Source organism: Pseudomonas sp. PAMC 26793, assembly GCF_000313235.1.
GTDB classification, from domain to species: domain Bacteria; phylum Pseudomonadota; class Gammaproteobacteria; order Pseudomonadales; family Pseudomonadaceae; genus Aquipseudomonas; species Aquipseudomonas yamanorum.
Genome location: NZ_AMXG01000021.1, coordinates 56,824 through 80,514 on the forward strand (window position 1 = coordinate 56,824; position 23,691 = coordinate 80,514).

Sequence of the window (23,691 nt, forward strand, 5' to 3'; positions counted from 1 at the left end):
GCAGGTTAGCGTAGGGTGGGAAAAATCGCACCCTTTAGCTAACGGGCGATCCCGTGTTTGCGCAGTTTTCTATACAAGGTGTTACGGCTAACCCCCAGTTGCTCCGCCGTGTGGCTCATGTGCCAGCGCTGTTGCTCCAAGGCATTGAGCAGCGCCAGGCGCTCTGCGTCGTCCAGAGGCGAGTCCGAAGGCTCGTCCGCCATCACAGGCTGCGGGCGCGCCTGACGAATGACCGCGGGCAAGTCCCCAAACCCAACCCGCCCGTCGTCACATAACGCTGCCAACGTGCGCAATACCGTGCGCAACTGCCGCACATTGCCCGGCCAGGCAAAGGCCAGCAGTGCCTGACGCGCAGGACCGTCCAGCAAGACCGACTGGTCGCCCGCCTCCTCCGCCAGCAGAAAGTCCAGCAACTGCGACTTGTCGCTGCGCTCCCGCAACGGCGGCAGGGCGATTTCCAGACCGTTCAGCCGGTAGTAGAGGTCTTCGCGAAAACTGCCGTCCTCTACCCGCTCCAGCAAATTACGGTGGGTGGCGCTGATGATTCTGACGTTCACCGCCTGCGGCTCGCCGCCGATGGGCACGACAAGTCGGTCTTCCAACACTCTCAACAGCCGGGTTTGCAACGCCAGGGGCATGTCGCCGATTTCATCCAGAAACAACGTGCCGCCGTCGGCTTGTTGCAGCTTGCCGCGCATACCTTCCTTGCGGGCGCCGGTGAAGCTGCCGCCGCGATAGCCGAACAGCTCGCTCTCGATCAGGCTTTCCGGGATGGCCGCGCAGTTCAGGGCAATAAAGGCTTTGTCGGCCCGGAGGCTGGCATGGTGCACCGCCTTGGCAAATGCCTCCTTACCGGAGCCGGTTTCGCCATTGATCAGCAACGGCACGTCGCGCTCAAACACACGTAACCCCTTACGGAAATCGTTTTGCAACGCCGCGTCTCCCAGGCAAATGCCCGGCAACCGAGGCCGCTCGGGCAAAGCCTGGGGAATCGGCGCCGGCACGCTGCGAGGCTGGCCGCGCAACACCGCGAACAACCCACGGCCATCGCGGGTACGCAGGGGCCAACTGGCGCTGGCATTCGCGCTGGCACGCCCGAGCAACTCATCCAGGGAGCAATCGAAAAACGCCTCCACTGGCTGCCCCAAGAGGCCGCCACGGATCTGCCCGAGCAGGTTCAACGCACTCTGGTTCACCGCACAAATGCGCCCTTCGCCATCGAACGCCAGCAACCCTTCGCTGAACAGGCCCACGGACTCCGCCTGCAAATGAAAGCGCAGCAACCAGTGGTGCTCAAAATGCCGCAGGAAGTAACAGCTCTCGATCATCTTCGCCGAAAGATTGACCAGCGCCATGGTGTGGAACTGGCTTTGGCGCGACACCGCTTCCCGGGCCGAAGACACATCCAGCACCGCCAGCAGCTCGCCATGGGGGTCGAACACCGGGCTGGCCGAGCAGGTCAGGCCGGTATGCCGGCCACGGAAGTGTTCATCGCGATGAATCGTCAGGGACTGGCGCTCCACCAGGCAGGTGCCGATGCCATTGGTGCCTTCACAGGCCTCGCTCCAGTCGGCGCCCAGCCACAGCCCGGCACGCTCGAAAATCTTGCGCTCGCTGGGGGCGGTGACGCAGTTGAGGATCACCCCACGGGCGTCGGTCAGCAGTACCGCGTGCCCAGCGCCGGAGAGCTGTTGGTGCAGGCTGTTCATTTCGCTGCCGGCAATGCTCAACACTTGTTGCAGGCGTTCGCGACTTTCCAGCAGGCGGCCATGTTCGAGCACCGTGGGCGCGATGGTCAGCGCGGGGTCGAGGTGATAGTCCTCCAGGCAACGCAGCCAGGAGCGGGCGATGGACGGATCGCTGCCGGGGCCGTGCAACGGGTCCTGGCCACGGGTGACCGTCAGGACTTGCTGGGCATGGCGACTGAAATGATCGTTTTGCATGTTCTTATTATTCTCCCTGCGTGAACTACCGCGCGCGAGTGCCCAGCATCCTCCAGCCTCCCGACCATTGCAATCCCGGGCAGACCCACCGGTCACAGGCTGTACCGCTTGTGGCACAAACTGTCACCCAGGCTGTACCAAGCCTGCCACAGCAACGGTTTGCAACAACCTCTAAACCCTTGATTTACGGGCGCTACGAGGCACTGGCCCGACCTTTGCTCTACGCTTTAACAAGCACAACCGTGCGTCCTCCAATAAACACAAAAAAGCCAGGAGATACCCACCATGCGTTACGCACACCCCGGTACTGAAGGCGCTATCGTTTCGTTCAAGGCCAAGTACGGCAACTACATCGGCGGTGAATTTGTCGCGCCGGTCGATGGCAACTATTTCACCAATACCTCGCCGGTCAACGGCAAGCCCATCGCCGAATTCCCGCGCTCCACGGCCAAAGATATCGACAAGGCCCTGGACGCCGCCCACGCTGCCGCTGACGCCTGGGGCAAGACCTCGGCCCAGGACCGCTCGCTGGTGCTGCTGAAAATCGCCGACCGCATCGAACAGAACCTCGAACTGCTGGCCATCACCGAAACCTGGGACAACGGCAAGGCCGTGCGTGAAACCCTGAACGCCGACATCCCGCTGGCCGCTGACCACTTCCGCTACTTCGCCGGTTGCATCCGCGCCCAGGAAGGCAGCAGCGCCGAAATCAACGAACACACCGCCGCCTATCACTTCCACGAGCCGCTGGGGGTGGTCGGCCAGATCATCCCGTGGAACTTCCCGCTGCTGATGGCCGCCTGGAAACTCGCGCCAGCCCTGGCCGCCGGTAACTGCGTGGTGCTCAAGCCTGCCGAGCAAACCCCGCTGGGCATCAACGTGCTGATGGAACTGATCGGCGACCTGCTGCCGCCGGGCGTACTGAACGTGGTGCACGGCTACGGCAAAGAAGCCGGCGAAGCCCTGGCCACCAGCAAGCGCATCGCCAAGATCGCCTTCACCGGCTCCACGCCAGTGGGCTCGCACATCATGCATGCGGCCGCCGAGAACATCATTCCGTCCACCGTCGAGCTGGGCGGCAAGTCGCCGAACATCTTCTTCGCCGACATCATGAAAGCCGAGCCGCAATTCATCGAGAAAGCCGCCGAAGGTTTGGTGCTGGCGTTCTTCAACCAGGGCGAAGTGTGCACCTGCCCTTCCCGCGCGCTGGTGGAAGAGTCGATCTACGACGATTTCATGAAAGTGGTGATGAAGAAGGTCGAGTCGATCAAACGTGGCGACCCGCTGGACACTGACACCATGGTCGGCGCCCAGGCGTCCGAGCAGCAATTCGACAAGATTTTGTCCTACCTCGAAATCGCCAAGGGCGAAGGCGCCGAGCTGCTGACCGGTGGCAAGGTCGAGAAGCTGACCGGCGATCTGGCCACCGGCTATTACATCCAGCCGACCCTGCTCAAAGGCACCAACAAGATGCGGGTGTTCCAGGAAGAAATCTTTGGCCCGGTGGTGAGCATCACCACGTTCAAGGATGAAGCCGAAGCCCTGGCGATCGCCAACGACACCGAGTTCGGCCTGGGTGCCGGCCTGTGGACCCGCGACATCAACCGCGCATACCGCATGGGCCGGGCGATCAAGGCCGGGCGTGTGTGGACCAACTGCTATCACCTGTACCCGGCGCATGCCGCGTTCGGCGGTTACAAGAAATCCGGTGTGGGCCGTGAGACTCACAAGATGATGCTTGATCACTATCAGCAGACCAAAAACCTGCTGGTGAGCTACGACATCAACCCGCTGGGCTTCTTCTAACTCACAACCCGCTCCCACATTTAAAATGCAATAAAAATGTGGGAGCGGGCTTGCTCGCGAATGCGGTGTATCAGTTACTGAGTTTTCAACTGACCCACCGCATTCGCGAGCAAGCCCGCTCCCACACTTGATCTTCACAAGACCTTGCTACTCATTCGGCTTACTTAAGTAAGCCGGGATAAAACAATAAGAAAGGGATTCCATCATGCCCAGCGAACCGAATGGCGCTCCGGCGTCCGGGTCTTCCGTCGACTTCGAAAAAGTCGGCACCGAATACTTCCAACAACGGGAACTGAAAAAAGGCGCTGCCGGCTGGGTGCTTCTGGTCGGTCTCGGGGTTGCCTACGTGATCTCCGGCGACTACGCCGGCTGGAACTTCGGCCTGGCCCAAGGTGGCTGGGGCGGCATGTTCCTCGCCACACTGCTGATGGCCACCATGTACCTGTGCATGTGTTTCTCCCTGGCCGAACTGTCTTCCATGATTCCTACCGCCGGCGGCGGCTACGGCTTTGCCCGCAGCGCCTTCGGCCCCTGGGGCGGGTTCCTCACCGGCACCGCGATCCTCATCGAATACGCCATCGCCCCCGCTGCCATAGCGGTGTTTATCGGCGCCTATTGCGAGTCGCTGTTCGGCATTGGCGGCTGGATGATCTACCTGGCGTTCTACATCATCTTTATCGGCATCCACATCTTCGGGGTGGGTGAAGCGCTGAAGCTGATGTTTGTGATTACTGCCGTCGCCGCGATTGCCCTGGGTGTATTCCTGGTGTCGATGGTGCCGCACTTCAGTGTCGCCAACCTGCTGGATATTCCAGTAACCGAGGCCAAGGGCGCCAGTAGCTTCCTGCCGTTCGGGTACGTCGGCGTGTGGGCGGCGATTCCCTATGCAATCTGGTTCTTCCTGGCCGTCGAAGGCGTGCCCCTGGCCGCTGAAGAAACCAAGAACCCGAAACGCGACCTGCCCCGCGGCCTGATTGGCGCCATTGTGGTGCTGACCAGCTTCGCCCTGCTGATTCTGGTGATCGCCCCGGGCGGTGCCGGTGCCTATGCGCTGATGGCGTCGGGCAATCCGCTGGTGGAAGCGTTGTCCAAAGCCTATGGCGGTTCCACCTGGATGGGCCACTTCGTCAATCTGGTGGGCCTGGCCGGGCTGATCGCGAGTTTCTTCTCGATCATCTACGCCTACTCCCGGCAGATCTTCGCCCTGTCCCGCGCCGGCTACCTGCCGCGCAAGCTGTCGCAGACCAACAAAAGCAAGGCGCCGGTCCTGGCCCTGGTAATCCCCGGCATTATCGGGTTTGGCCTGTCGCTGACCGGCCAGGGTGATTTGCTGATCCTGGTGGCCGTGTTCGGCGCGACCATTTCCTACGTGCTGATGATGGCCGCACACATCACCTTGCGCATCCGCCGCCCCAAAATGGATCGCCCTTACCGCACACCGGGCGGCATCTTCACCTCGGGCGTCGCCCTGGTACTGGCCTGCATCGCCGTTGTGGCGGGCTTTCTGGTGGATCCGCGCGTGGTCATTGGCGCCGCGGTCATCTATGGAGTATTAATTGCTTACTTTGCTTTCTACAGTCGGCATCACTTGGTAGCAGGCACGCCGGAAGAAGAGTTTGCGGCGATCCAGGCCGCAGAGGCCGCCTTGCACTAAACGCCGTAAACCTCGGTGCGGGGGCTTTACTCACATTCTGCCCGCACCGACAAGGAGACTCTGTATGGCAAGCTTTTCCCACGCGGTCGGTGCATTGACCTACCGCTTCGACAGCCTCAAGGACGTGATGGCCAAGGCCAGCCCGGCGCGTTCCGGGGATTTCCTCGCCGGTGTTGCCGCGCAGAACGACGGTGAGCGGGTCGCGGCGCAAATGGCCCTGGCCAATATTCCGTTGAAGCACTTTCTTGAAGAAGTGTTGATCCCGTACGAAAGCGACGAAGTCACCCGGCTGATTATCGACACCCACGATAAACAGGCGTTTTCCGTGGTCAGCCACCTGACCGTCGGGGGCTTGCGGGATTGGCTGCTCAGCGACGCGGCCGACGAACAAAGCCTGCGCGCCCTGGCACCCGGGCTGACACCGGAAATGGCCGCCGCCGTGTCGAAGATCATGCGCGTGCAGGACCTGGTACTGGTGGCGCAGAAGATCCGCGTCGTCACACAGTTTCGCGGCACGATGGGCCTGCGCGGGCGCCTGTCCACCCGCCTGCAACCCAACCACCCCACCGATGAACCGGCGGGCATCGCCGCGAGCATTCTCGACGGCCTGCTCTACGGCAACGGCGACGCGATGATCGGCATCAACCCGGCCACCGACAGCATCGCTTCAATCTGCGCCATGCTGGAAATGCTCGACGCGATCATCCAGCGCTACGAGATTCCGACCCAGGCCTGCGTGCTGACCCACGTCACTACCTCCATCGAAGCCATCAATCGTGGCGTGCCGCTGGACCTGGTGTTCCAGTCGATCGCCGGCACCGAAGCGGCCAACGCCAGTTTCGGCATCAGCCTGAGCGTGTTGCAGGAAGGCTACGACGCGGGCCTGAGCCTTAATCGCGGCACCCTCGGGCAAAACCTGATGTATTTCGAAACCGGCCAGGGCAGTGCCTTGTCGGCCAACGCGCACTTTGGCGTCGACCAGCAAACCTGCGAAACCCGCGCCTACGCCGTGGCCCGGCACTTCAAACCGTTTTTGGTGAACACCGTGGTCGGTTTTATCGGCCCCGAATACCTGTACAACGGCAAGCAGATCATCCGCGCCGGCCTCGAAGACCACTTCTGCGGCAAGCTGCTGGGCGTGCCGATGGGGTGCGACATCTGCTACACCAACCATGCCGAAGCCGACCAGGACGACATGGACACCCTGCTCACCCTGCTGGGCGTGGCCGGGATCAACTTCATCATGGGTATCCCGGGCTCCGACGACATCATGCTCAACTACCAGACCACCTCGTTCCACGACGCGCTCTACGCCCGGCAAACATTAGGTTTAAAGCCGGCGCCGGAGTTTGAACAGTGGCTGGCAAAAATGGGCATCTTCACGCAAGCCGACGGCAAGGTGCACTTCGGCAACAGTCTGCCACCGGCATTCCGCCACGCCTTGGCGCAATTGGGATGAAGAAGGAACCGCCTGTGCACATCGACACCCCGGAAAACAACGTGGACAACCCGTGGCTTGAGTTGCGGCGCCTGACCCCGGCGCGGATTGCTCTGGGCCGTACCGGCACCAGCATGCCTACCGGTGCGCAGCTGGATTTCCAGTTCGCCCACGCCCAGGCGCGGGACGCCGTACACCTGCCGTTTGACCATGTAGGGCTCAGCAACCAACTGGCCGAACGTGGCCGCGACAGCCTGCTGCTGCACAGCGCCGCCGTCGACCGTCACAGCTACCTGCAACGCCCGGACCTTGGGCGGCGCCTCAGTGATGAATCGGCCCAGGCCCTGCGGGACTATGCCGCAGCCAACCCGAGCGGTGTGGACCTGGCGGTGGTAGTGGCCGATGGCTTGTCGGCGCTGGCGGTGCATAAACATACGTTGCCGTTTCTTACACGCATGGAGGAACAAACCCACGCGGAAGGTTGGTCGCTGTCGCCGGTGATTCTGGTGGAACAGGGCCGCGTGGCCGTGGCGGATGAAGTCGGCCAGTTGCTGGGGGCGAAGATGGTGGTGATCCTGATCGGCGAGCGGCCGGGGCTCAGTTCGCCGGACAGCCTGGGCCTGTATTTCACCTACAACCCCAAGGTCGGCCTCACCGATGCGTACCGTAACTGCATCTCCAATGTGCGCCTGGAAGGCTTGAGCTACGGCATGGCCGCTCACCGCTTGCTTTACTTGATGCGCGAGGCCTGTCGCCGGCAGTTGTCGGGGGTCAACCTCAAGGATGAAGCCCAGGTACAAACCCTTGAGTCGGATGATCCCGACCTGATGAAAGGCAACTTCCTGCTCAGTCCGCCGAAGGACTGATCCCTGCACGATTGCGCTTTTTCTCCGCTTTAGGCAGCATCGAAACACGGCCGCTTGTGTGGTCATCCCCCATTTGGAAGTTGAGGCCTGGCATGCGGATAACTCAAGCGACCCTGGAACACCTGGACCTGTTGACCCCGCTTTTCGTCAAATACCGCGAGTTTTACGGCGCGCTGCCTTTCCCTGATTCGAGCCGTGCCTTTCTGGAAAAACGCCTGCGCCGCAAGGAATCCGTGATCTATCTGGCACTGGCCGACGATGACGACAAGAAGCTGCTCGGTTTCTGCCAGCTGTATCCGAGCTACTCCTCTCTTTCGTTGAAACGCGTATGGATACTCAACGACATTTACGTGGCCGAAGACGCGCGCCGACAGTTGGTGGCCGACAACCTGATGCGCACTGCGAAGAAGATGGCCAAGGAAACCCATGCCGTGCGCTTGCGTGTCTCCACCAGCAGCGACAACCAGGTGGCGCAGAAAACCTACGAATCCATTGGTTTTCGGGAAGACACCGAGTTCAAAAACTACGTGCTGCCCATCAGCGATGACTGACATCTATTAACCAAACCTCATGCATCGGTGTGGGAGCCCCCCTCCCACACTGACTCTGTGTCTACAATAAGATCGATGTCGCGACATCCCCCGCTACAAAACCAACACGCTTTTCACGACTCTATCCGTATAATGCGGACCTTTCAGGGTCGTAAGAAACAAGACACAACCTTGTAGCCCTTATTACCCGAAGCCTCCGCACAGGCCCGCTGAGCCAGGCCATTCACACAGGTGCCATCCATGGATTTCAACCCGCTCGACCTTATCCTGCATCTCGACGTGTACCTCGACATGCTGGTGAGAAACTACGGAGTGTGGATCTACGCCATTCTGTTCCTGGTTATCTTTTGCGAAACAGGCCTGGTGGTCATGCCGTTCCTGCCGGGTGATTCCTTGCTGTTCATCGCCGGTGCTGTTGCAGCGGGCGGCGGCATGGACCCGATATTGCTGGGCGGCCTGCTGATGCTCGCGGCCATCCTGGGTGACAGTACCAACTACGTGATCGGACGAACGGCCGGGGAACGCTTGTTCAGCAACCCCAACTCGAAGATCTTCCGCCGCGACTACCTGCAAAAAACCCACGACTTCTACGACAAGCATGGCGGCAAAACCGTGACCCTGGCGCGCTTCCTGCCGATCCTGCGCACGTTTGCACCGTTCGTCGCCGGTATCGCAAAAATGCCTTACCCGCGCTTCTTCGGTTTCAGCGTGTTCGGCACCGTCCTCTGGGTCGGCGGCCTGGTAACCCTGGGCTACTTCTTTGGCAACGTGCCGTTCATCAAGAAAAACCTGTCGCTGCTGGTGGTGTTCATCATCCTGCTGTCGCTGGTACCGATGATCATCGGCGTGTTCCGCAGCCGCTTTGGCCGCAATTCCACCGAAGCCAAGCCGCAGTAACCTGCGATGTGGTCCCTCAGCGCCTGGCGTCGCCGGCGCCTGCTGGCCAAGCACCCGATTGCCGATGAAACGTGGCAGCGGGTGCGCCATCATCTGACCTTCCTCGACGGCATCACTGCCGAGCAGGACCAGTGGCTGCGGGAAGCCTGCGTGGTGTTCCTCGCCGAAAAACACCTCACCGCCCTGCCCGGCGTCGAACTGCACCAGGAACAACGCCTGCTGCTCGCCGCCCAGGCACAACTGCCGCTGATGAACCTTGGCGACCTCGACTGGTACCAGGGCTTCCACGAGATCGTGCTGTACCCCGACGACTTCCTCAGCCCCCAGCGCCATCGGGACGCCAGCGGCGTGGAACACGAGTGGGACGGCGAGCACAGCGGCGAAGCCTGGCAGCAAGGCCCGGTGATCCTCGCCTGGCCCGGCGTGCTGGCCAGCGGCAACTGGGAAGGCTACAACCTGGTGATCCACGAACTGGCCCACAAGCTGGACATGCTCAACGGCGACGCCAACGGCCTGCCGCCGTTGCACCACGACATGCGGGTGCAGGAATGGGCCAGCGTCATGCAAAGCGCCTTCGATGACCTCAACCGTCAGCTGGACCGCAATCCGGACGCCGAGACTGCCATCGACCCCTACGCCGCGGAAAACCCGGCCGAGTTCTTTGCCGTCACCAGCGAATATTTCTTCAGTGCCCCGGATTTGCTGGTCAGCAGTTATCCACAGGTGTATGAGCAACTGAGCCACTTCTACCGCCAGGATCCCCTGGCGCGCCTGCATCAACTGCAGGCCGCCGACGTGCGGTATCAGACTGAACGCCAAGCGCCGTACGACGTCTGACGCATGGCATCGGCGTCAGAATATGCCTATAATCGCCGCCACTTTTAGGCCAATCCGGCCATGTTTCATGGCCAACTACGGGGGCAACGCCCAATGAGCTACAGCAAGATTCCGGCTGGCAAAGACCTGCCGAACGACATCTACGTCGCCATCGAGATTCCGGCCAACCACGCGCCGATCAAATACGAAATCGACAAAGACAGCGACTGCCTGTTCGTTGACCGTTTCATGGCCACCCCGATGTTCTATCCGGCCAACTACGGTTTCATCCCCAACACCCTGGCAGACGACGGTGACCCCCTCGACGTGCTGGTCGTGACCCCTTACCCGGTTACTCCAGGCTCGGTTATCCGCGCACGCCCGGTCGGCATCCTGAACATGACTGACGACGGCGGCGGCGATGCCAAAGTTATCGCAGTACCACACGACAAGCTGTCCCAGCTGTATGTCGACGTGAAGGAATACACCGATCTGCCGCCACTGCTGCTGGAACAGATCAAACACTTCTTCGAGAACTACAAAGACCTCGAAAAAGGCAAATGGGTGAAGATCGACGGTTGGGGCAACGCAGACGCCGCCCGCGCCGAGATCATGAAGTCGGTCGCTGCCTACAAAGGCTGATACCGCTACTCGCTCTAAAAAAGCCCCGATTAATCGGGGCTTTTTTTGTGGGAAAAATATAAACATCCGATCACTTTAATAAACATATTTACAGCAACCGTTTAACTAGCTTAGTTAATCCGTAGAACATTCCCTCAATAAGGAAACACCTACATACGGCAACTCAACGCATGGTTTATTTGATCTGTTTTTACGGCCAGTAAACTCTGCGTTTATGAATACATCAGGTGATCGCTTAAGAGCGCTATTACGGGAAGTTCATCTTTCCGCTTCCGACTTCGCCAAGAACCGCGATGTTACGCCTCAACACGTAAACAACTGGTTCAAACGCGGCGTCCCCATGGGCCGACTCAACGAGATCGCAGAACTGCTGTGCGTCACCAGCCGTTGGCTGCGTACCGGCGAAGGCCCCAAACATCCACCCGTCAACTACCAACTGGACGGCCCCGATGCAGACCACTCCCACCGTATCGCCAGGGAAAGCACTGGCAACTACATCACCCACCCGGTCTCCGGCCCGGTAAAAATCGACGTGGAGATTCCCCTCCACCCCACCTTCACTTCAACCGAAAGCATCCGCCTCTCCCTGCACGCCCTTGAAACCATCGGCGTAAGCCCGGAGCGGGCACTCGGTGCCTACATGGTAGGCAACAGCATGATCGACATCATCCAGGACGGAAGTACCCTCGCCATCGACTGTGGCCGCAAACAGATCATCGACGGCGAAATCTACGCGGTAGAGCACGATGGAATGCTAAGGATCAAATACCTCTACAACCGCCCCGGAGGCGGCCTGCGGATGCGCAGCCACAACAGCGCCGAGCATCCGGACGAGTTTTTGACCTACGAACAGCGGCACGAGCAGAACTTTGAGATTCTGGGTTGGGTATTCTGGTGGGCGACACTGAATAACCGCCGCCCGCCGGTGCCGCTGGATGAGCATTTATTGGGCTACGAAGGCTCTAAATCGTATCTGGAGCTGGGAAATTGAAGTGAATGTGGGTATTATCCGCCGCACATTTGGTAGGGAGTTGGCGTGAAGCCGGTCCGCCCTGCCTGGCGATGCGGAGGAGTTCCCGCTGATGCCCCTTATCACTCAGGCGCGAGTCTGGGTGAACGATTTGAAGGCTGGTGAGGCTTACCAAAAATAAGCTGAACCAGTCCCCGAGAAGCCGGCCACAAGCCGGCTTTTTAATGCCTGGAAGAAAGTCGGGGCGCTAAGTCACCTCACCTCGGCTGCAAACAATCCAACGCCCGATCCACGACCACTTTCGACATCTCCACCAAATGCATCACCGCCCGCTGCGCGCCATTCAGCGGCTCGGTCGACGCCTGGGCGGTCGCCACGGCGCAATGCAGCAACTCGGCAGCATGGGCCAGGGCATCTTCGAAGCTCAGTTCGTCATCAACGGTAAACGGGGTGGGTGAAGGCTGCGCGTCCGGCGCTTTGAGGTAGCGATCGATCACTCGGCGTGAGGCGTCAGTGTCACGAAGCAAGGCTTTATGGAATGCGGGTGGATCGGGGGTAACTTTGACCATGGTAAATCTCCAATCAAACATTTGGAGCCACCACACCTCGCGACTAAACGAAGGTGGCAGCTGTACGCAGGTTAGTCGACCGGTCGATTGGAAACCCGGCGCGCCCGAGGGCGCCCTGCGCACAGCCACCATAAAAGTGCAGGCGAAAAACGGCCTGACTCATGAACTGATCGTGCGCCAATCGAATCCGGGCGACTAAACCCGATCACTGAATATGCAGTGACGGAACGCAGACTAGTCGTGGGATTTTGCTGGCGCAAGCGCTTGGAATTCTCTAGGAAACGTCCTGCAAATGAAAGGGATCAGTCTTCCTGGCCATTCCCAATCACTGCCACTTCTTGACTCTCCCCCTAAGGTCACACCTCACCCTGAAATCCTAACTTTCAGGACTCCACCGCCATGAGCCAACGCATCCTGGTCATCCTCGGCCACCCTTCCAGCACCAGCTTCTGCTCTGCCCTCACCGACACCTACATCACCTCTGCCAGAACCGCCGGCCATGAAGTGCGCGTCCTACGCCTGGGCGACCTGACTTTCGACCCTATCCTGCACAACGGCTACAGCCAGGCCCAGCCACTGGAACCCGACCTGCTCAACGCCCAATCCGACATCTTGTGGGCCAATCATCTGACATTTGTTTTCCCCATCTGGTGGGGTGGCATTCCGGCATTGATGAAGGGTTTTATCGACCGAATTCTCCTATCCGGTTTCGCCTTCAAATACCGCAAAGGCAAGGCTTTCCCCGACAAACTCCTGAAGGGCCGAACCGCGCATTTGCTGGTGACCCTGGACACGCCGGCGTGGTATTACAGGTGGTTCTACCGCATGCCCGCGCTGCATCAGATGCGCAAGACAACGCTGGAGTTTTGTGGCATCCAGCCGATCAAGACATTGCAGTTCGGGCCGGTGTTGGGCTCTACGCCAGCACAGCGGGAACAGTGGCTGAAACAGGCCGGCGCACTCTTTGGGAAAAGGACTTTTCATGTACATCGGCAAAGCCGCGCAACTGTCGGGCACAACCATCAAAGCGATTCGTCACTATGAGGCCATCGGCCTGTTGCCGCCGCCGCAGCGGGAAGGTCGTTATCGCATTTACTCCACGCAAAGTGTCGAGCTGCTGACGTTCATCAAATGCGCTCAGCAGTTGGGTTTCAAACTCAAGGAGTTGCAGGCGATTCTGGGTCAGCATCCAGGTGACGGATTGCCCTGGGAGCTGGCGGACAAGGCAATCACCAACAAAAAGCAGGAGCTGGTGAGGCAAATCGAAGCGCTGCAGAAGATGCACGGGGGATTGGTCGAATTTGAAGCCAATCTCAAGGACGCTCAGAGTCAATGCAGCGCACCACTGAAAACGCCACTGCCGTCAATGAGCTGAATCGCCGTTTTACGTAGTGCCGGGCAGCCGCTCGGCACGGAAAAAATCGCCCTCCTCGTAAGCCCAATCTGATTTTCCGGACCACTCGTCCAGGCCCCATTTTGCTGTTGCAGACTCCGACGCCTCCCCTTTGCAGAGACGTCATGGATGACTGCTTCTTCGTCCCACATTGCCCATATCGAACACGAACTGGATGGCTTTCATCAGAGCCTGGCGGTGTATCGCCAGCAGGTGGGCGCCTGGTATTCGCAAGCGCTGGATAAGGTCAGCCATGCGGCAGATTTGCCGTCGTTGCTGGGAATGGACCGAATCATTCGGGTGGGGGATTCGAGCACGTCGGTGAGCATGACCGATGACAACTTCTCGACGGTGGCGCGCTGTGAGGAAAGTGGCGTACTGAAGATCGAGAGCAAGTTCGAGTCGGTGTACGACGTGCCGCTGGGAGGCATCCCGGTTGAGGTGATTGGGCTGGATGACGGCAGTTCTACCGTCATCATTCTCGATGAACAGGGGAAAGGTTCTCACCCCTGTGTGGCCGGCAAGCGTTACCAGGTGCGAGTGCAAGGTGGAGTGTCGGACGAGCAGGTCGAGGCGCTGTTTTCGTCTTACGACGGTTTGACCGCAGACCTGGAAAGCTGGCTGCGCAAGCAATGGGGTGGTTTCCGGCCGCACTGGGAAAGGTCCACTTCAAGCGCGATTGGCAATGGCGTGCTGGCGGGAAGTTGGGCGGCGATCACCGGGGTGTGGGACGCCATCAAGCAGGTACAGGAGATCTTCAAGGACCCCGGCAAGCTGTTTGAAAGCCTCGGGGTGAAAGCCAGCGAATTGATGGAGCTGGCTCGCACTGCGCCAAAGGTTATGGAACAGGCGATGCTGCTGGCCAGTGATGAGGCGGCGCTGTACCTGATGTTGCGCACGGCGATGATTTGGCTGTCGGCGTTGCCCCCCAGCGCAGTTGCCGGGAGTACCGCCGAGGCGGTGGCCGGTTTTGTGGTGTCGTTGCTGATTGATTTGTTGGTGGCAGCGTTGCTGACGGTTGTTTTGCCAGCGGCGGGCATCGCTTATCTGAGTTCGCGTGCGCTCAGGTATGGCGCTCGGATTGTTGAGGCAGCCATTGAGTTTGTGAAGGGTATTTTCGGCGTTCTCCAGCGCTTTATGGGGGCAGTGAATCGCTATAAGGCCGTAGCGGTTCGGGGCGCTGTGGAGGGGTTGAAAAAAGGTGGGGTGCAGATGCGCTGGGGGCCGCGTCAGAACACGGCGGTTCGACAGGGAGCGTATGTGGATGATGCCCCGGCTTCGGCGAAAAACCCCAATGGGGATGCGTCGGCTTGTGCAGTAGATACCTGTAAAAACGGCTGCCCGGTGTCGATGGTTACTGGTGAGGAACTGCTGACCCTCACCGATGGCTCGTTGGAGGGTGTGCTGCCATTTGCCTGGACGCGGTTGTATCGCAGCAGTGCCGTGGAAGTGGATTGCGGGTTGGGGTTTGGCTGGAGTCATTCATTGGCCCAGCGCTTGGTGGTGAGCGGTGAATCGGTGGTTTGGACCGACCACGAGAACCGCAGCACTACCTTTCCCCTGCCCTCTGCTGCACGGCCGGCCATCACCAATAGCCTGGCGGAAGCGGCGATTTATCTGGGCGCCTTGCCCGATGAACTGGTGCTGGCTCAGGCGTCGCTTTTCTACCATTTCCGCAATGGTGTGCTGACGTCGATCAGCGATGCGTACGACAACCGGCTGCGCATTGCCCGCGACTATTCCGGACGGATTCAGCGGATCGATAACCACGTCGGCCAGGGATTGCTGCTGCGATATGAGCGCGGCCATATCGTTGCCGTCGACTATCAGGTGCAGCGGGAGCCGGGCTGGGTTACCGAGCAAAACGTTGTTTCCTACACGTACGACGATGCGTGGCGGTTGGTAGAGGCGACGAACGCGGTAGGCGAAAGCGAACGTTATCGCTACGACGATCAGCAGGTGATTCTGGAGCGGGAACTGGCCGGTGGGGCGAGTTTCTTCTGGGAGTGGGAACGGTCTGGCAAAGCTGCAAGGTGTGTCCGGCACTGGGCCAGTTTTTCGCAGATGGACACGCGGTATGTGTGGGATGACAACGGCACGGTCACCGTACACAACGCCGATGGCAGGCCAGGAAGTCTACGTACAGACCCAGCGCGACGGCTGGTGCAGCGGATCGATCCGGACGGCGCGCAGCACTTCAAATCCTACGATGACAAAGGCCGCCTGACAGTCGAGCAGGATCCGCTGGGAGCGGTGACGGCGTATCAGTACGACGAAGCCGGTCGGTTGATTGCGCTGTTTCCCGGTGACGATGCACCCACGTCCTACGAGTATGACAACGGGTTCGTGCGGGCTGTACGCCGTGGTGACGCGGTGTGGAAATACCAGCGTAACGATCAAGGCGATATCACCCGCAAGACTGATCCGGATGGTAACTACACCGAATACACCTACACCCAACACGGAAAGCTCACCGGGGTCTGGTATCCGGACAACAGCAGTCAGCGGCTGATCTGGAACGAGCGTGGTCAGCTCATTGAGGAGAAGCTGGCGAATGGCGGAGTGCGGCATTATCGCTATGACGACCTGGGGCGGCAGGTGGCTTGCGAGGATGAGCATGGCGCGCTGACCCAGTATCAGTGGGACGCCGTAGGTCGCTTGCTGAAGGTGATTCAGCCGGGCGGCGCCACACGCGAATTCAGCTACAACCCTTACGGAAAAATCACTGCCGAGCGCGATGAACTGGGTCGGGTTACGCGCTATGAGTATGCCGATGGTTTGCACCTGATCAGCCGCCGGATTAATCCGGACGGCACGCAGCTCAAATACCGTTATGACAATGTTCGGCTGTTACTCACCGAGATCGAAAATGAGGTGGGGGAAACCTACCGGCTTGAGTACCACGCCAACGGCCTGATCCAACAGGAAACCAGCTTTGATGGGCGCCGTACTACCTATGTCTACGACCTCGCCGGGCATCTGCTGGAAAAGACCGAGTACGGCGGCGACGGCAGTCAGCTGGTTACAGGTTATAAGCGCGATGCGGCCGGGCGCCTCGTAAGAAAAACCCTGCCTGACCGCAGCATTGTCGATTACACCTACGACCGCCTTGGCAACCTCCTCAGCGTCGACGACGGTAATTGGCCGCTGCACTACGAATACGACCTGCAAAACCGCCTCACCGCCGAGCACCAAGGCTGGGGCACCTTGCGCTATGGCTACGACGAATGCGGGCAACTCAACTACCTGCGCCTGCCCGACAACAACCGCCTGGCCTTTCATCACGACAAGGGCGGCGACCTCGCCACCGTCGAGCTGAATGGGAAGCCACTCACCTCGCACCTGTTCAAATCCGGCCGCGAGCACCAACGCCAGCAAGGCCAACTCCTCAGCCACTACCACTACGACGACCAGGGCCGCCTGCACGCCCACGCCATCACCCAACAGGAACAACGCCACCAGAGCCGCCAATACGACTACGACAAACGCGGCAACCTCACCCGCATCCTCGACACCCGCAAAGGCCAGCACGACTACCACTACGACCCACTCGACCGCCTGACCCGCGCCAACCATTCGCACGACCTGCAGGAACGCTTCGTCCACGACCCGGCGGGCAACCTGCTGATGCAAGACCGCGTCGGTCCGAGCGTCGTCAAAGGCAACCGCCTGTTGATGCAAGGCGACCGTCATTACGACTACGACGCCTTCGGCAATCTCCTGCGCGAACGTCGAGGCCGGGCGCAGCAGTTGGTTACCGAATACCGCTACGACTGCCAGCACCGACTGATCAGCGTCATCCAGCCGGACGGTACCGAGGCCGCATATTGCTACGATCCGTTTGGACGGCGTATCGCCAAAATCCTCAACGGCCAGACCACCGAGTTTTTCTGGCAAGGCGACAAGCTGATCGCCGAGCACAGCGCCGATCACCATCAGAGTTACCTCTACGAACCCAATAGCTTCCATCCGCTAGCGCTGCTCAAAGGCTACGGCCCGGAAGACGTAAAACCCTTCCACTACCAACTCGACCACCTCGGTACCCCGCAAGAACTCACCGCATCCGATGGCGAAATCGTCTGGTCCGCGCACTACCGCGCCTACGGCCAAATCGCGAAGCTGGACGTCAACACCCTCACCAATCCGCTGCGCTTCCAGGGCCAATACTTCGACCCGGAAAGCGGGCTGCACTACAACCGTCATCGCTACTACAATCCGGATGTTGGCCGCTACCTGACGCCCGACCCGGTGAAACTCGCGGGTGGGCTGAACGGATACCAGTACGCGCCCAACCCGACGGGGTGGGTGGATCCGTTGGGGTTAGCATGCGTTCCCGGGAACTGTCCGGATAAAAAAGAAAGAACAGCCCGACAGCGTCATGAGGAAAAGCCACCAGAAACAGGTGGTGAAGTTAGATCCTCAACGTATGAACAGGCTTTAAACAAGGCTTTGGGGTGGCTGCGAGAAAATAATTTCCATGCGGAAAAGCCTAAACTTGGAAAGTTTGGCACCAGTTCGGGCAAACCCATAGGTATGCAAACAATGGATGAAAAAACTGGATTCCGCGTCGAACATGACAAAAAGAATGGTGCGCACATAAACGTCTGGTCTGAAAAAAAGAAAGGACCTCACTATCTTTTCGAGGGCTCACATAATCTAGTAATGAAAATAAATAAGAGATTCGAATAACATGAATTACTTCGATAACAACCTTGTAGAAACGCTAAATAAAAATGGCATCCTTTACGAGCGACTATCAGACAAGGAGCAGGAAGATTTTATAAATAACATTCAAAATAAAATCATTTTCGCCGGAAGCAAAATAGACTGGGAAGCTTTGGAGAACGCTACAGAACTAAGCTATATGGACAGACCTTTAGCGCTAACTATCGTTGCAGAAAAGCTTGGTAGCCTCGGAATTCAGCAAGTAATTTTCCTGAGTGACTCCGCTATTGAGCACGCTTACTCTATAAATATTAATGATATCAAGAAAGCACTCGAGATCTTTGCAGACTTCCCCCAACACACCTACATTTTTCCTCAGAGCCTACACTGGATTGCCTGTTTAGCATTTGAAGGCCAAATAGACTACGCCGACCTCACGCACGACTAAACTTAAGATCATCGTCCCCCCTCGCCCATCCATAAAGAACTCCCCCGGCCCAGCGCCAGTAATTGAGCTACAAGGAGATTACCGTCCGTCTGAATACTGCTCCCCAGGCGAATGAAGCAACATTCAAACCAAGTCATGCCCCACAGCTCGGCAACGAACTTTCCATCGCGCATAGCCACACAACCGACGAAGTCATTCTGTTAAGCGGCAGTATTGAAGTGGCAGCCGCCGGACAACATCAAGTGCTGCAGCCGGGCGAACAGCTGCGCGTGGTGAGCGGGCATGTTCAAGCCCCCCCAAGCCGTCGACGCCGAAAGCCTGCTGGCCTGGCGAGACGGCCAGCTACGTGTGCGGGACGCACCATTGCGCGAGGTGCTTGAGGAGTTGGTGCACTATCAAGGCGGCCATGTGATCTGGCGCGACGATAAAGTCGGGCAACGCACCATCAACGCCAGAGCTTCAACCTGAATCAAGTCGACAGTGCCTTGGCCCCCCTGATCAGCAGCCAGAACCTGCGCACCACTGCCCTCACCCACCGAGTGTTGATCGTGCGCAGCTGACTGGACGATGAGCCGAATAGCTTGCACAATCGGCTCACCAAATGAGCCGAATAAGCCTTCTATTCGGCTCACACACCGAGCATGCCGCCATGGATCACCCATACTGGATCTGGCAACAACCCGACTGGCCGCACTTTCACTGGCAACCAGAGCGCCTCGCAGCGTTGTTGCGAGAGTGCACGCAAGCGCAAGGAAAGTTGCTGGGCATGCTCGGTTCGGTCAACCAGGCACAGAGTTCAGAGAATGAACTGGATGCGTTGCTGCAAAACATTCTGACCTCCTCGGCAATCGAGGGTGAGCAACTGAATGTGGGTTCCGTACGTTCCTCTTTGGCCCGACGCCTGGGCCTGGAGCAATTGCAAGACGGCTCCGTGAGCCGACGTAGCGAGGGTCTGGCTGACTTGATGCTGGACGCCACGCAACAGTTTGCTCAACCGTTTACCCTCACCCGTCTATTTAACTGGCATCGGTGGTTGTTTCCCGCCGAGGAGGCCCGCTTTTCCACCCACGGCTTGAACGTAGGCGCGCTAAGGGGGGATGAGCCCATGCAGGTTGTGTCGGGACGACTGGACCGACCCACTGTGCATTTCGAGGCCCCACCCCGCCAAGGACTGGAGCAGTCGCTGGACGATTTCATCGAATGGTTTGAAGCCAGTCGGAATCATGCAGCCCTTGACCCATTGCTGCGCGCAGGCCTGGCGCATTTCTGGTTCGTCACCTTGCACCCCTTCGACGATGGCAACGGTCGTCTGACGCGGGCTATTACCGACCTCGCGCTTGCCCAGGCAGAGAACCAGGCGATCCGCTTCTACGCCATGTCGGCGAGCATCCTTGAAGACCGGGCGGGCTATTACCGTGCGCTGGAAACCAGTCAAAAAGCCACGCTGGATGTCACCGATTGGCTTGAATGGTTCCTGCAAACACTGCTTCGTAGCCTGCAACACGCCATGGTGCGGATTAACCGGGTGCTGGGCAAAAGCCGCTTCTGGCAACGGCATCGGGACCACGCATTCAGCGCAGAACAGACCAAAGTCTTGAATCGCCTGCTCGACGGCGGCGAAAAAGGCTTTGAGCACGGGATCAGCGCGGCCCAATATCAAGCAGTGGCCAAAGTCTCCAAGGCCACGGCGACCCGACATCTGGCCGATCTTCTGGAAAAAAACTGCCTGGTTCGACTACCCGGCGGCGGCCGCAGCACCCGCTATCAAATCAACACCCAAGGCGATTGATTTACAAGGCAAATCCCCCCACTCATTTGCCCCAATCCCCCATGTCTGCTAGTGTCGCGCCGGTTTACCGTCTACCGGAATAGCCGCCATGGCCCGCAAAAAAGTTGCACTCGATTTCGAACAATCCCTCGCCGACCTGCAAACCCTGGTCGAGCGTATGGAGAACGGCGAGTTGTCGCTGGAAGACTCGTTGACCGCATTCGAGCAAGGCATCGGACTGACCCGCGACTGCCAGAGCGCCCTGGCGCAGGCGGAGCAGAAGGTCCAGGTGTTGCTGGAGCGCGACGGGGAGTTGGCCGAAGAACCTTTCGATGCGGAACAGCCTGAATGATCGACGCTTATCAGGCCGGCAGCCAGGCCCGGGTCAATGCTGCGCTGGAACCGCTGTTTGTCGCGCCCAGCCCTGAGCTGAACCGCCTGTATGAGGCCATGCGCTACAGCGTGATGAACGGTGGCAAGCGCGTTCGCCCCTTGCTCGCCTACGCGGCTTGCGAAGCACTCGGCGCTCAGGCGGAGGAAGCCAACGGCGCTGCCTGTGCAGTGGAGTTGATTCACGCTTATTCCTTGGTACACGACGATTTGCCGGCGATGGACGATGACGATCTGCGTCGCGGCCAGCCCACTACCCATAAAGCCTTTGATGAAGCCTGTGCGATTCTCGCCGGTGACGGCCTGCAAAGCCTGGCGTTCAGCGCTCTGCTGGACCCGCGCTTGAGCAGTGTCAACGCTGAGATCCGCTTGCGTATGGTTACCGCGCTGGCACTGGCCGCAGGCCCTGCCGGCATGGTCGGCGGCCAGGCGATTGACCTGGGCTCGGTCGGTTTGAAGCTCGATCAAAAAGCCCTGGAATACATGCACCGCCACAAGACCGGTGCACTGATCGAAGCCGCCGTGCACCTCGGCGCCCTGGCCAGTGGTCGTGCCGACGCTGCGCAACTGGCGGCGCTGCAAACCTACGCGCGGGCCATCGGCCTGGCGTTCCAGGTGCAGGACGATATTCTCGACGTTGAAAGTGATACCGCCACCCTCGGCAAACGCCAGGGTGCCGATATCGCACGGGACAAGCCGACTTATCCTTCACTGCTCGGCCTGGAAGCCGCCAAGGCTTACGCGCTGGAGTTGCGGGATCAGGCCCTGGATGCCCTGCGACCTTTCGACGCGGCTGCCGAGCCACTGCGTGACCTGGCGCGGTATATCGTCGAACGCCGCCACTGACACCAGCGGCCTTTTCCACCGCATATCAGCCAAGTTCGGCGCTCTGCGTGGGCAGTTTGCGATGCTTGAGGTAAACTGCCGCCTCTTCTATACCTATAACGATTCGCCTGATGCCCACGACGTTTCAAGAGATTCCCCGCAAGCGCCCGGCCACGCCCCTGCTGGACCGTGCCAACACGCCAGCCGGCCTGCGCCGCCTGGGTGAAGCCGAGCTGGAAACCCTGGCCGATGAGTTGCGCCAGGAGTTGCTCTATACAGTCGGCCAGACCGGTGGTCACTTCGGTGCCGGCCTGGGCGTCATCGAGCTGACCATTGCGCTGCATTACGTGTTCGACACCCCGGACGACCGGCTGGTGTGGGACGTGGGTCATCAGGCCTATCCGCACAAGATCCTCACCGGACGCCGCGAGCGCATGGCCAGCCTGCGCCAGAAGGACGGCATCGCCGCCTTCCCGCGTCGCTCCGAGAGCGAGTACGACACCTTTGGCGTAGGCCACTCCAGCACCTCCATCAGTGCAGCGCTGGGCATGGCCATTGCCGCCCGCCTGCAGAACAGCGATCGCAAAGCGATTGCGGTGATTGGTGATGGCGCGTTGACCGCCGGCATGGCCTTCGAGGCGCTGAACCACGCGCCGGAAGTGGACGCCAACATGTTGGTGATCCTCAACGACAACGACATGTCGATCTCGCGCAATGTCGGTGGCCTGTCGAATTACCTGGCAAAAATCCTCTCCAGCCGCACTTACGCCAGCATGCGTGAAGGCAGCAAGAAGGTGCTCTCGCGTTTGCCCGGCGCGTGGGAAATTGCCCGTCGCACCGAAGAATATGCCAAGGGCATGCTGGTTCCCGGCACCCTGTTCGAAGAGCTGGGCTGGAACTACATTGGCCCGATCGACGGCCATGACCTGCCAACCCTGATCGCCACACTGCGCAACATGCGCGACCTTAAAGGCCCGCAGTTCCTGCACATCGTCACCAAGAAGGGTAAAGGCTTCGCCCCGGCGGAAGTCGACCCAATTGGTTACCACGCGATCACCAAGCTTGAACCGTTGAACGCCCCGGCCGCCGCACCGAAGAAGCCCAGCGGGCCGAAGTATTCCGGCGTGTTTGGCGAATGGCTGTGCGACATGGCCGCTGCCGACCCGCGCCTGGTGGGCATCACCCCGGCGATGAAGGAAGGCTCCGACCTGGTAGCGTTCAGCGAGCAGTTCCCGCTGCGTTATTTCGACGTGGCCATCGCCGAGCAACACGCGGTGACCTTCGCCGCCGGCATGGCCTGTGAAGGCGCCAAGCCGGTAGTCGCGATCTACTCAACGTTCCTGCAACGCGGTTATGACCAGTTGATTCATGACGTCGCAGTGCAGAACCTCGACGTGTTGTTCGCCATCGACCGTGCCGGTTTGGTGGGCGAAGACGGCCCGACCCACGCCGGCAGCTTCGACCTGTCGTACCTGCGCTGCATCCCCGGCATGCTGGTGATGACCCCGAGCGACGAGAACGAACTGCGCAAGATGCTCAGCACCGGCCACCTGTACAACGGCCCGGCGGCTGTGCGTTATCCGCGGGGCAATGGCCCGAATGCAGTGATCGAGAAAGACCTTGAGCCTATCGAGATCGGCAAGGGCATCGTCCGTCGCCAAGGCAGCAACGTTGCCTTGCTGGTGTTCGGCGTGCAATTGGCTGAAGCCTTGAAAGTGGCCGAGAAGATCGACGCCACGGTGGTGGACATGCGCTTCGTCAAACCACTGGATGAGGCATTGGCACGCGAGATCGCCGGTAGCCATGAGCTGCTGGTGACCCTCGAAGAAAACGCCATCATGGGCGGTGCCGGGGCGGCGGTCAGTGAGTTTCTGGCGCGGGAGAACATCCTCAAGTCGGTGCTGCACCTGGGCTTGCCGGATGTGTATGTCGAGCATGCCAAACCGGCGCAGATGCTGGCCGAGTGCGGGCTGGATGAGGCGGGTATTGAAGCTTCGGTTCGTCAGCGCATGGCCCTGCTGGACCTGTAGAAACGCGATTAAAAAATGTG

20 protein-coding genes are annotated in these 23,691 nt (G+C 59.6%); 18 read left to right on the forward strand and 2 right to left on the reverse strand.

Annotation, left to right across the window (positions count from 1 at the left end):
* Positions 1-38 precede the first annotated feature (38 nt).
* The gene (locus D109_RS0106810) at positions 39-1,943 is read right to left on the reverse strand and encodes a sigma-54-dependent Fis family transcriptional regulator (RefSeq protein WP_017476268.1); all 1,905 of its coding nucleotides are present in this window, start codon (positions 1,941-1,943) and stop codon (positions 39-41) included.
* Positions 1,944-2,228: 285 nt separating this feature from the next.
* On the opposite strand from D109_RS0106810, the gene D109_RS0106815 reads away from it, so the two are divergent.
* From D109_RS0106815 to D109_RS0106855, 9 genes are all read left to right on the forward strand, one after another.
* On the forward strand, positions 2,229-3,749 hold the full coding sequence (locus D109_RS0106815) for an aldehyde dehydrogenase family protein (protein WP_003219398.1): 1,521 nt from the start codon (positions 2,229-2,231) through the stop codon (positions 3,747-3,749).
* Between the two features lie 205 nt (positions 3,750-3,954).
* Entirely contained in the window at positions 3,955-5,403 is a 1,449-nt protein-coding gene (gene eat / locus D109_RS0106820) for an ethanolamine permease (RefSeq protein ID WP_017476269.1), read from the forward strand.
* Positions 5,404-5,467: 64 nt separating this feature from the next.
* Positions 5,468-6,862 (forward strand): ethanolamine ammonia-lyase subunit EutB, encoded by a 1,395-nt coding sequence (locus D109_RS0106825; RefSeq protein WP_003219393.1) that lies wholly within the window; start codon positions 5,468-5,470, stop codon positions 6,860-6,862.
* Entirely contained in the window at positions 6,859-7,707 is an 849-nt protein-coding gene (gene eutC, locus D109_RS0106830; RefSeq protein ID WP_017476270.1) for an ethanolamine ammonia-lyase subunit EutC, read from the forward strand. The genes D109_RS0106825 and eutC overlap by 4 nt, the downstream gene beginning before the upstream one ends.
* Before the next feature lie 92 nt (positions 7,708-7,799).
* A complete protein-coding gene (locus D109_RS0106835) occupies positions 7,800-8,258 on the forward strand; it encodes an N-acetyltransferase (protein ID WP_017476271.1) in 459 nt (152 codons plus the stop codon).
* A gap of 240 nt (positions 8,259-8,498) precedes the next feature.
* A complete protein-coding gene (locus D109_RS0106840; protein WP_008436520.1) occupies positions 8,499-9,155 on the forward strand; it encodes a DedA family protein in 657 nt (218 codons plus the stop codon).
* A gap of 6 nt (positions 9,156-9,161) precedes the next feature.
* Positions 9,162-9,992 (forward strand): zinc-dependent peptidase, encoded by an 831-nt coding sequence (locus D109_RS0106845; RefSeq protein ID WP_017476272.1) that lies wholly within the window; start codon positions 9,162-9,164, stop codon positions 9,990-9,992.
* A 93-nt stretch (positions 9,993-10,085) separates the two neighbouring features.
* The gene (gene ppa / locus D109_RS0106850) at positions 10,086-10,613 is read left to right on the forward strand and encodes an inorganic diphosphatase (protein WP_003176323.1); all 528 of its coding nucleotides are present in this window, start codon (positions 10,086-10,088) and stop codon (positions 10,611-10,613) included.
* Between the two features lie 214 nt (positions 10,614-10,827).
* The gene (locus D109_RS0106855) at positions 10,828-11,604 is read left to right on the forward strand and encodes an XRE family transcriptional regulator (RefSeq protein WP_081585327.1); all 777 of its coding nucleotides are present in this window, start codon (positions 10,828-10,830) and stop codon (positions 11,602-11,604) included.
* A gap of 236 nt (positions 11,605-11,840) precedes the next feature.
* Here the strand turns inward: D109_RS0106855 and D109_RS0106860 are convergent, their stop codons facing one another.
* A complete protein-coding gene (locus D109_RS0106860; protein ID WP_017476274.1) occupies positions 11,841-12,152 on the reverse strand; it encodes a DUF6124 family protein in 312 nt (103 codons plus the stop codon).
* A gap of 399 nt (positions 12,153-12,551) precedes the next feature.
* Between D109_RS0106860 and D109_RS0106865 the strand changes: the two genes are divergently transcribed.
* The 9 genes from D109_RS0106865 (at position 12,552) to dxs (ending at position 23,671) form a co-directional block, all read left to right on the forward strand.
* Positions 12,552-13,196 carry an NAD(P)H-dependent oxidoreductase gene (locus tag D109_RS0106865; protein ID WP_017476275.1) on the forward strand — a complete coding sequence of 215 codons (645 nt, stop codon included), beginning with the start codon at positions 12,552-12,554 and terminating at the stop codon, positions 13,194-13,196.
* Complete coding sequence (locus D109_RS0106870; protein ID WP_017476276.1) at positions 13,135-13,527, forward strand: MerR family transcriptional regulator; 393 nt, start codon at positions 13,135-13,137, stop codon at positions 13,525-13,527. Before D109_RS0106865 ends, D109_RS0106870 begins: the two co-directional genes overlap by 62 nt.
* A gap of 147 nt (positions 13,528-13,674) precedes the next feature.
* Positions 13,675-18,234: an RHS repeat-associated core domain-containing protein gene (locus tag D109_RS01000000131760; protein ID WP_017476277.1), complete on the forward strand. Its 4,560-nt coding sequence runs from the start codon at positions 13,675-13,677 to the stop codon at positions 18,232-18,234.
* A gap of 1 nt (position 18,235) precedes the next feature.
* A complete protein-coding gene (locus tag D109_RS0106880; protein ID WP_017476278.1) occupies positions 18,236-18,658 on the forward strand; it encodes a hypothetical protein in 423 nt (140 codons plus the stop codon).
* A 282-nt stretch (positions 18,659-18,940) separates the two neighbouring features.
* A complete protein-coding gene (locus tag D109_RS1000000134845) occupies positions 18,941-19,126 on the forward strand; it encodes a hypothetical protein (protein WP_017476279.1) in 186 nt (61 codons plus the stop codon).
* Between the two features lie 181 nt (positions 19,127-19,307).
* Positions 19,308-20,447 carry a Fic family protein gene (locus D109_RS0106890; protein WP_026077824.1) on the forward strand — a complete coding sequence of 380 codons (1,140 nt, stop codon included), beginning with the start codon at positions 19,308-19,310 and terminating at the stop codon, positions 20,445-20,447.
* A gap of 88 nt (positions 20,448-20,535) precedes the next feature.
* Positions 20,536-20,778, forward strand: coding sequence for an exodeoxyribonuclease VII small subunit (locus tag D109_RS0106895; protein ID WP_003209964.1), 243 nt, complete (start codon positions 20,536-20,538; stop codon positions 20,776-20,778).
* Entirely contained in the window at positions 20,775-21,662 is an 888-nt protein-coding gene (ispA, locus tag D109_RS0106900) for a (2E,6E)-farnesyl diphosphate synthase (RefSeq protein WP_017476281.1), read from the forward strand. Before D109_RS0106895 ends, ispA begins: the two co-directional genes overlap by 4 nt.
* A 110-nt stretch (positions 21,663-21,772) precedes the next feature.
* A complete protein-coding gene (gene dxs, locus D109_RS0106905; protein WP_017476282.1) occupies positions 21,773-23,671 on the forward strand; it encodes a 1-deoxy-D-xylulose-5-phosphate synthase in 1,899 nt (632 codons plus the stop codon).
* The last annotated feature ends 20 nt before the right edge of the window (positions 23,672-23,691 follow it).

What these genes read in the sequence shown, in the direction of transcription:
- D109_RS0106810 (WP_017476268.1), bottom strand. Translation starts at nt 1,943, where the DNA reads ATGCAAAACGATCATTTCAGTCGCCATGCCCAGCAAGTCCTGACGGTC.
- D109_RS0106815 (WP_003219398.1), top strand. Translation starts at nt 2,229, where the DNA reads ATGCGTTACGCACACCCCGGTACTGAAGGCGCTATCGTTTCGTTCAAG.
- eat (WP_017476269.1), top strand. Translation starts at nt 3,955, where the DNA reads ATGCCCAGCGAACCGAATGGCGCTCCGGCGTCCGGGTCTTCCGTCGAC.
- D109_RS0106825 (WP_003219393.1), top strand. Translation starts at nt 5,468, where the DNA reads ATGGCAAGCTTTTCCCACGCGGTCGGTGCATTGACCTACCGCTTCGAC.
- eutC (WP_017476270.1), top strand. Translation starts at nt 6,859, where the DNA reads ATGAAGAAGGAACCGCCTGTGCACATCGACACCCCGGAAAACAACGTG.
- D109_RS0106835 (WP_017476271.1), top strand. Translation starts at nt 7,800, where the DNA reads ATGCGGATAACTCAAGCGACCCTGGAACACCTGGACCTGTTGACCCCG.
- D109_RS0106840 (WP_008436520.1), top strand. Translation starts at nt 8,499, where the DNA reads ATGGATTTCAACCCGCTCGACCTTATCCTGCATCTCGACGTGTACCTC.
- D109_RS0106845 (WP_017476272.1), top strand. Translation starts at nt 9,162, where the DNA reads ATGTGGTCCCTCAGCGCCTGGCGTCGCCGGCGCCTGCTGGCCAAGCAC.
- ppa (WP_003176323.1), top strand. Translation starts at nt 10,086, where the DNA reads ATGAGCTACAGCAAGATTCCGGCTGGCAAAGACCTGCCGAACGACATC.
- D109_RS0106855 (WP_081585327.1), top strand. Translation starts at nt 10,828, where the DNA reads ATGAATACATCAGGTGATCGCTTAAGAGCGCTATTACGGGAAGTTCAT.
- D109_RS0106860 (WP_017476274.1), bottom strand. Translation starts at nt 12,152, where the DNA reads ATGGTCAAAGTTACCCCCGATCCACCCGCATTCCATAAAGCCTTGCTT.
- D109_RS0106865 (WP_017476275.1), top strand. Translation starts at nt 12,552, where the DNA reads ATGAGCCAACGCATCCTGGTCATCCTCGGCCACCCTTCCAGCACCAGC.
- D109_RS0106870 (WP_017476276.1), top strand. Translation starts at nt 13,135, where the DNA reads ATGTACATCGGCAAAGCCGCGCAACTGTCGGGCACAACCATCAAAGCG.
- D109_RS01000000131760 (WP_017476277.1), top strand. Translation starts at nt 13,675, where the DNA reads ATGACTGCTTCTTCGTCCCACATTGCCCATATCGAACACGAACTGGAT.
- D109_RS0106880 (WP_017476278.1), top strand. Translation starts at nt 18,236, where the DNA reads ATGAATTACTTCGATAACAACCTTGTAGAAACGCTAAATAAAAATGGC.
- D109_RS1000000134845 (WP_017476279.1), top strand. Translation starts at nt 18,941, where the DNA reads ATGTTCAAGCCCCCCCAAGCCGTCGACGCCGAAAGCCTGCTGGCCTGG.
- D109_RS0106890 (WP_026077824.1), top strand. Translation starts at nt 19,308, where the DNA reads ATGGATCACCCATACTGGATCTGGCAACAACCCGACTGGCCGCACTTT.
- D109_RS0106895 (WP_003209964.1), top strand. Translation starts at nt 20,536, where the DNA reads ATGGCCCGCAAAAAAGTTGCACTCGATTTCGAACAATCCCTCGCCGAC.
- ispA (WP_017476281.1), top strand. Translation starts at nt 20,775, where the DNA reads ATGATCGACGCTTATCAGGCCGGCAGCCAGGCCCGGGTCAATGCTGCG.
- dxs (WP_017476282.1), top strand. Translation starts at nt 21,773, where the DNA reads ATGCCCACGACGTTTCAAGAGATTCCCCGCAAGCGCCCGGCCACGCCC.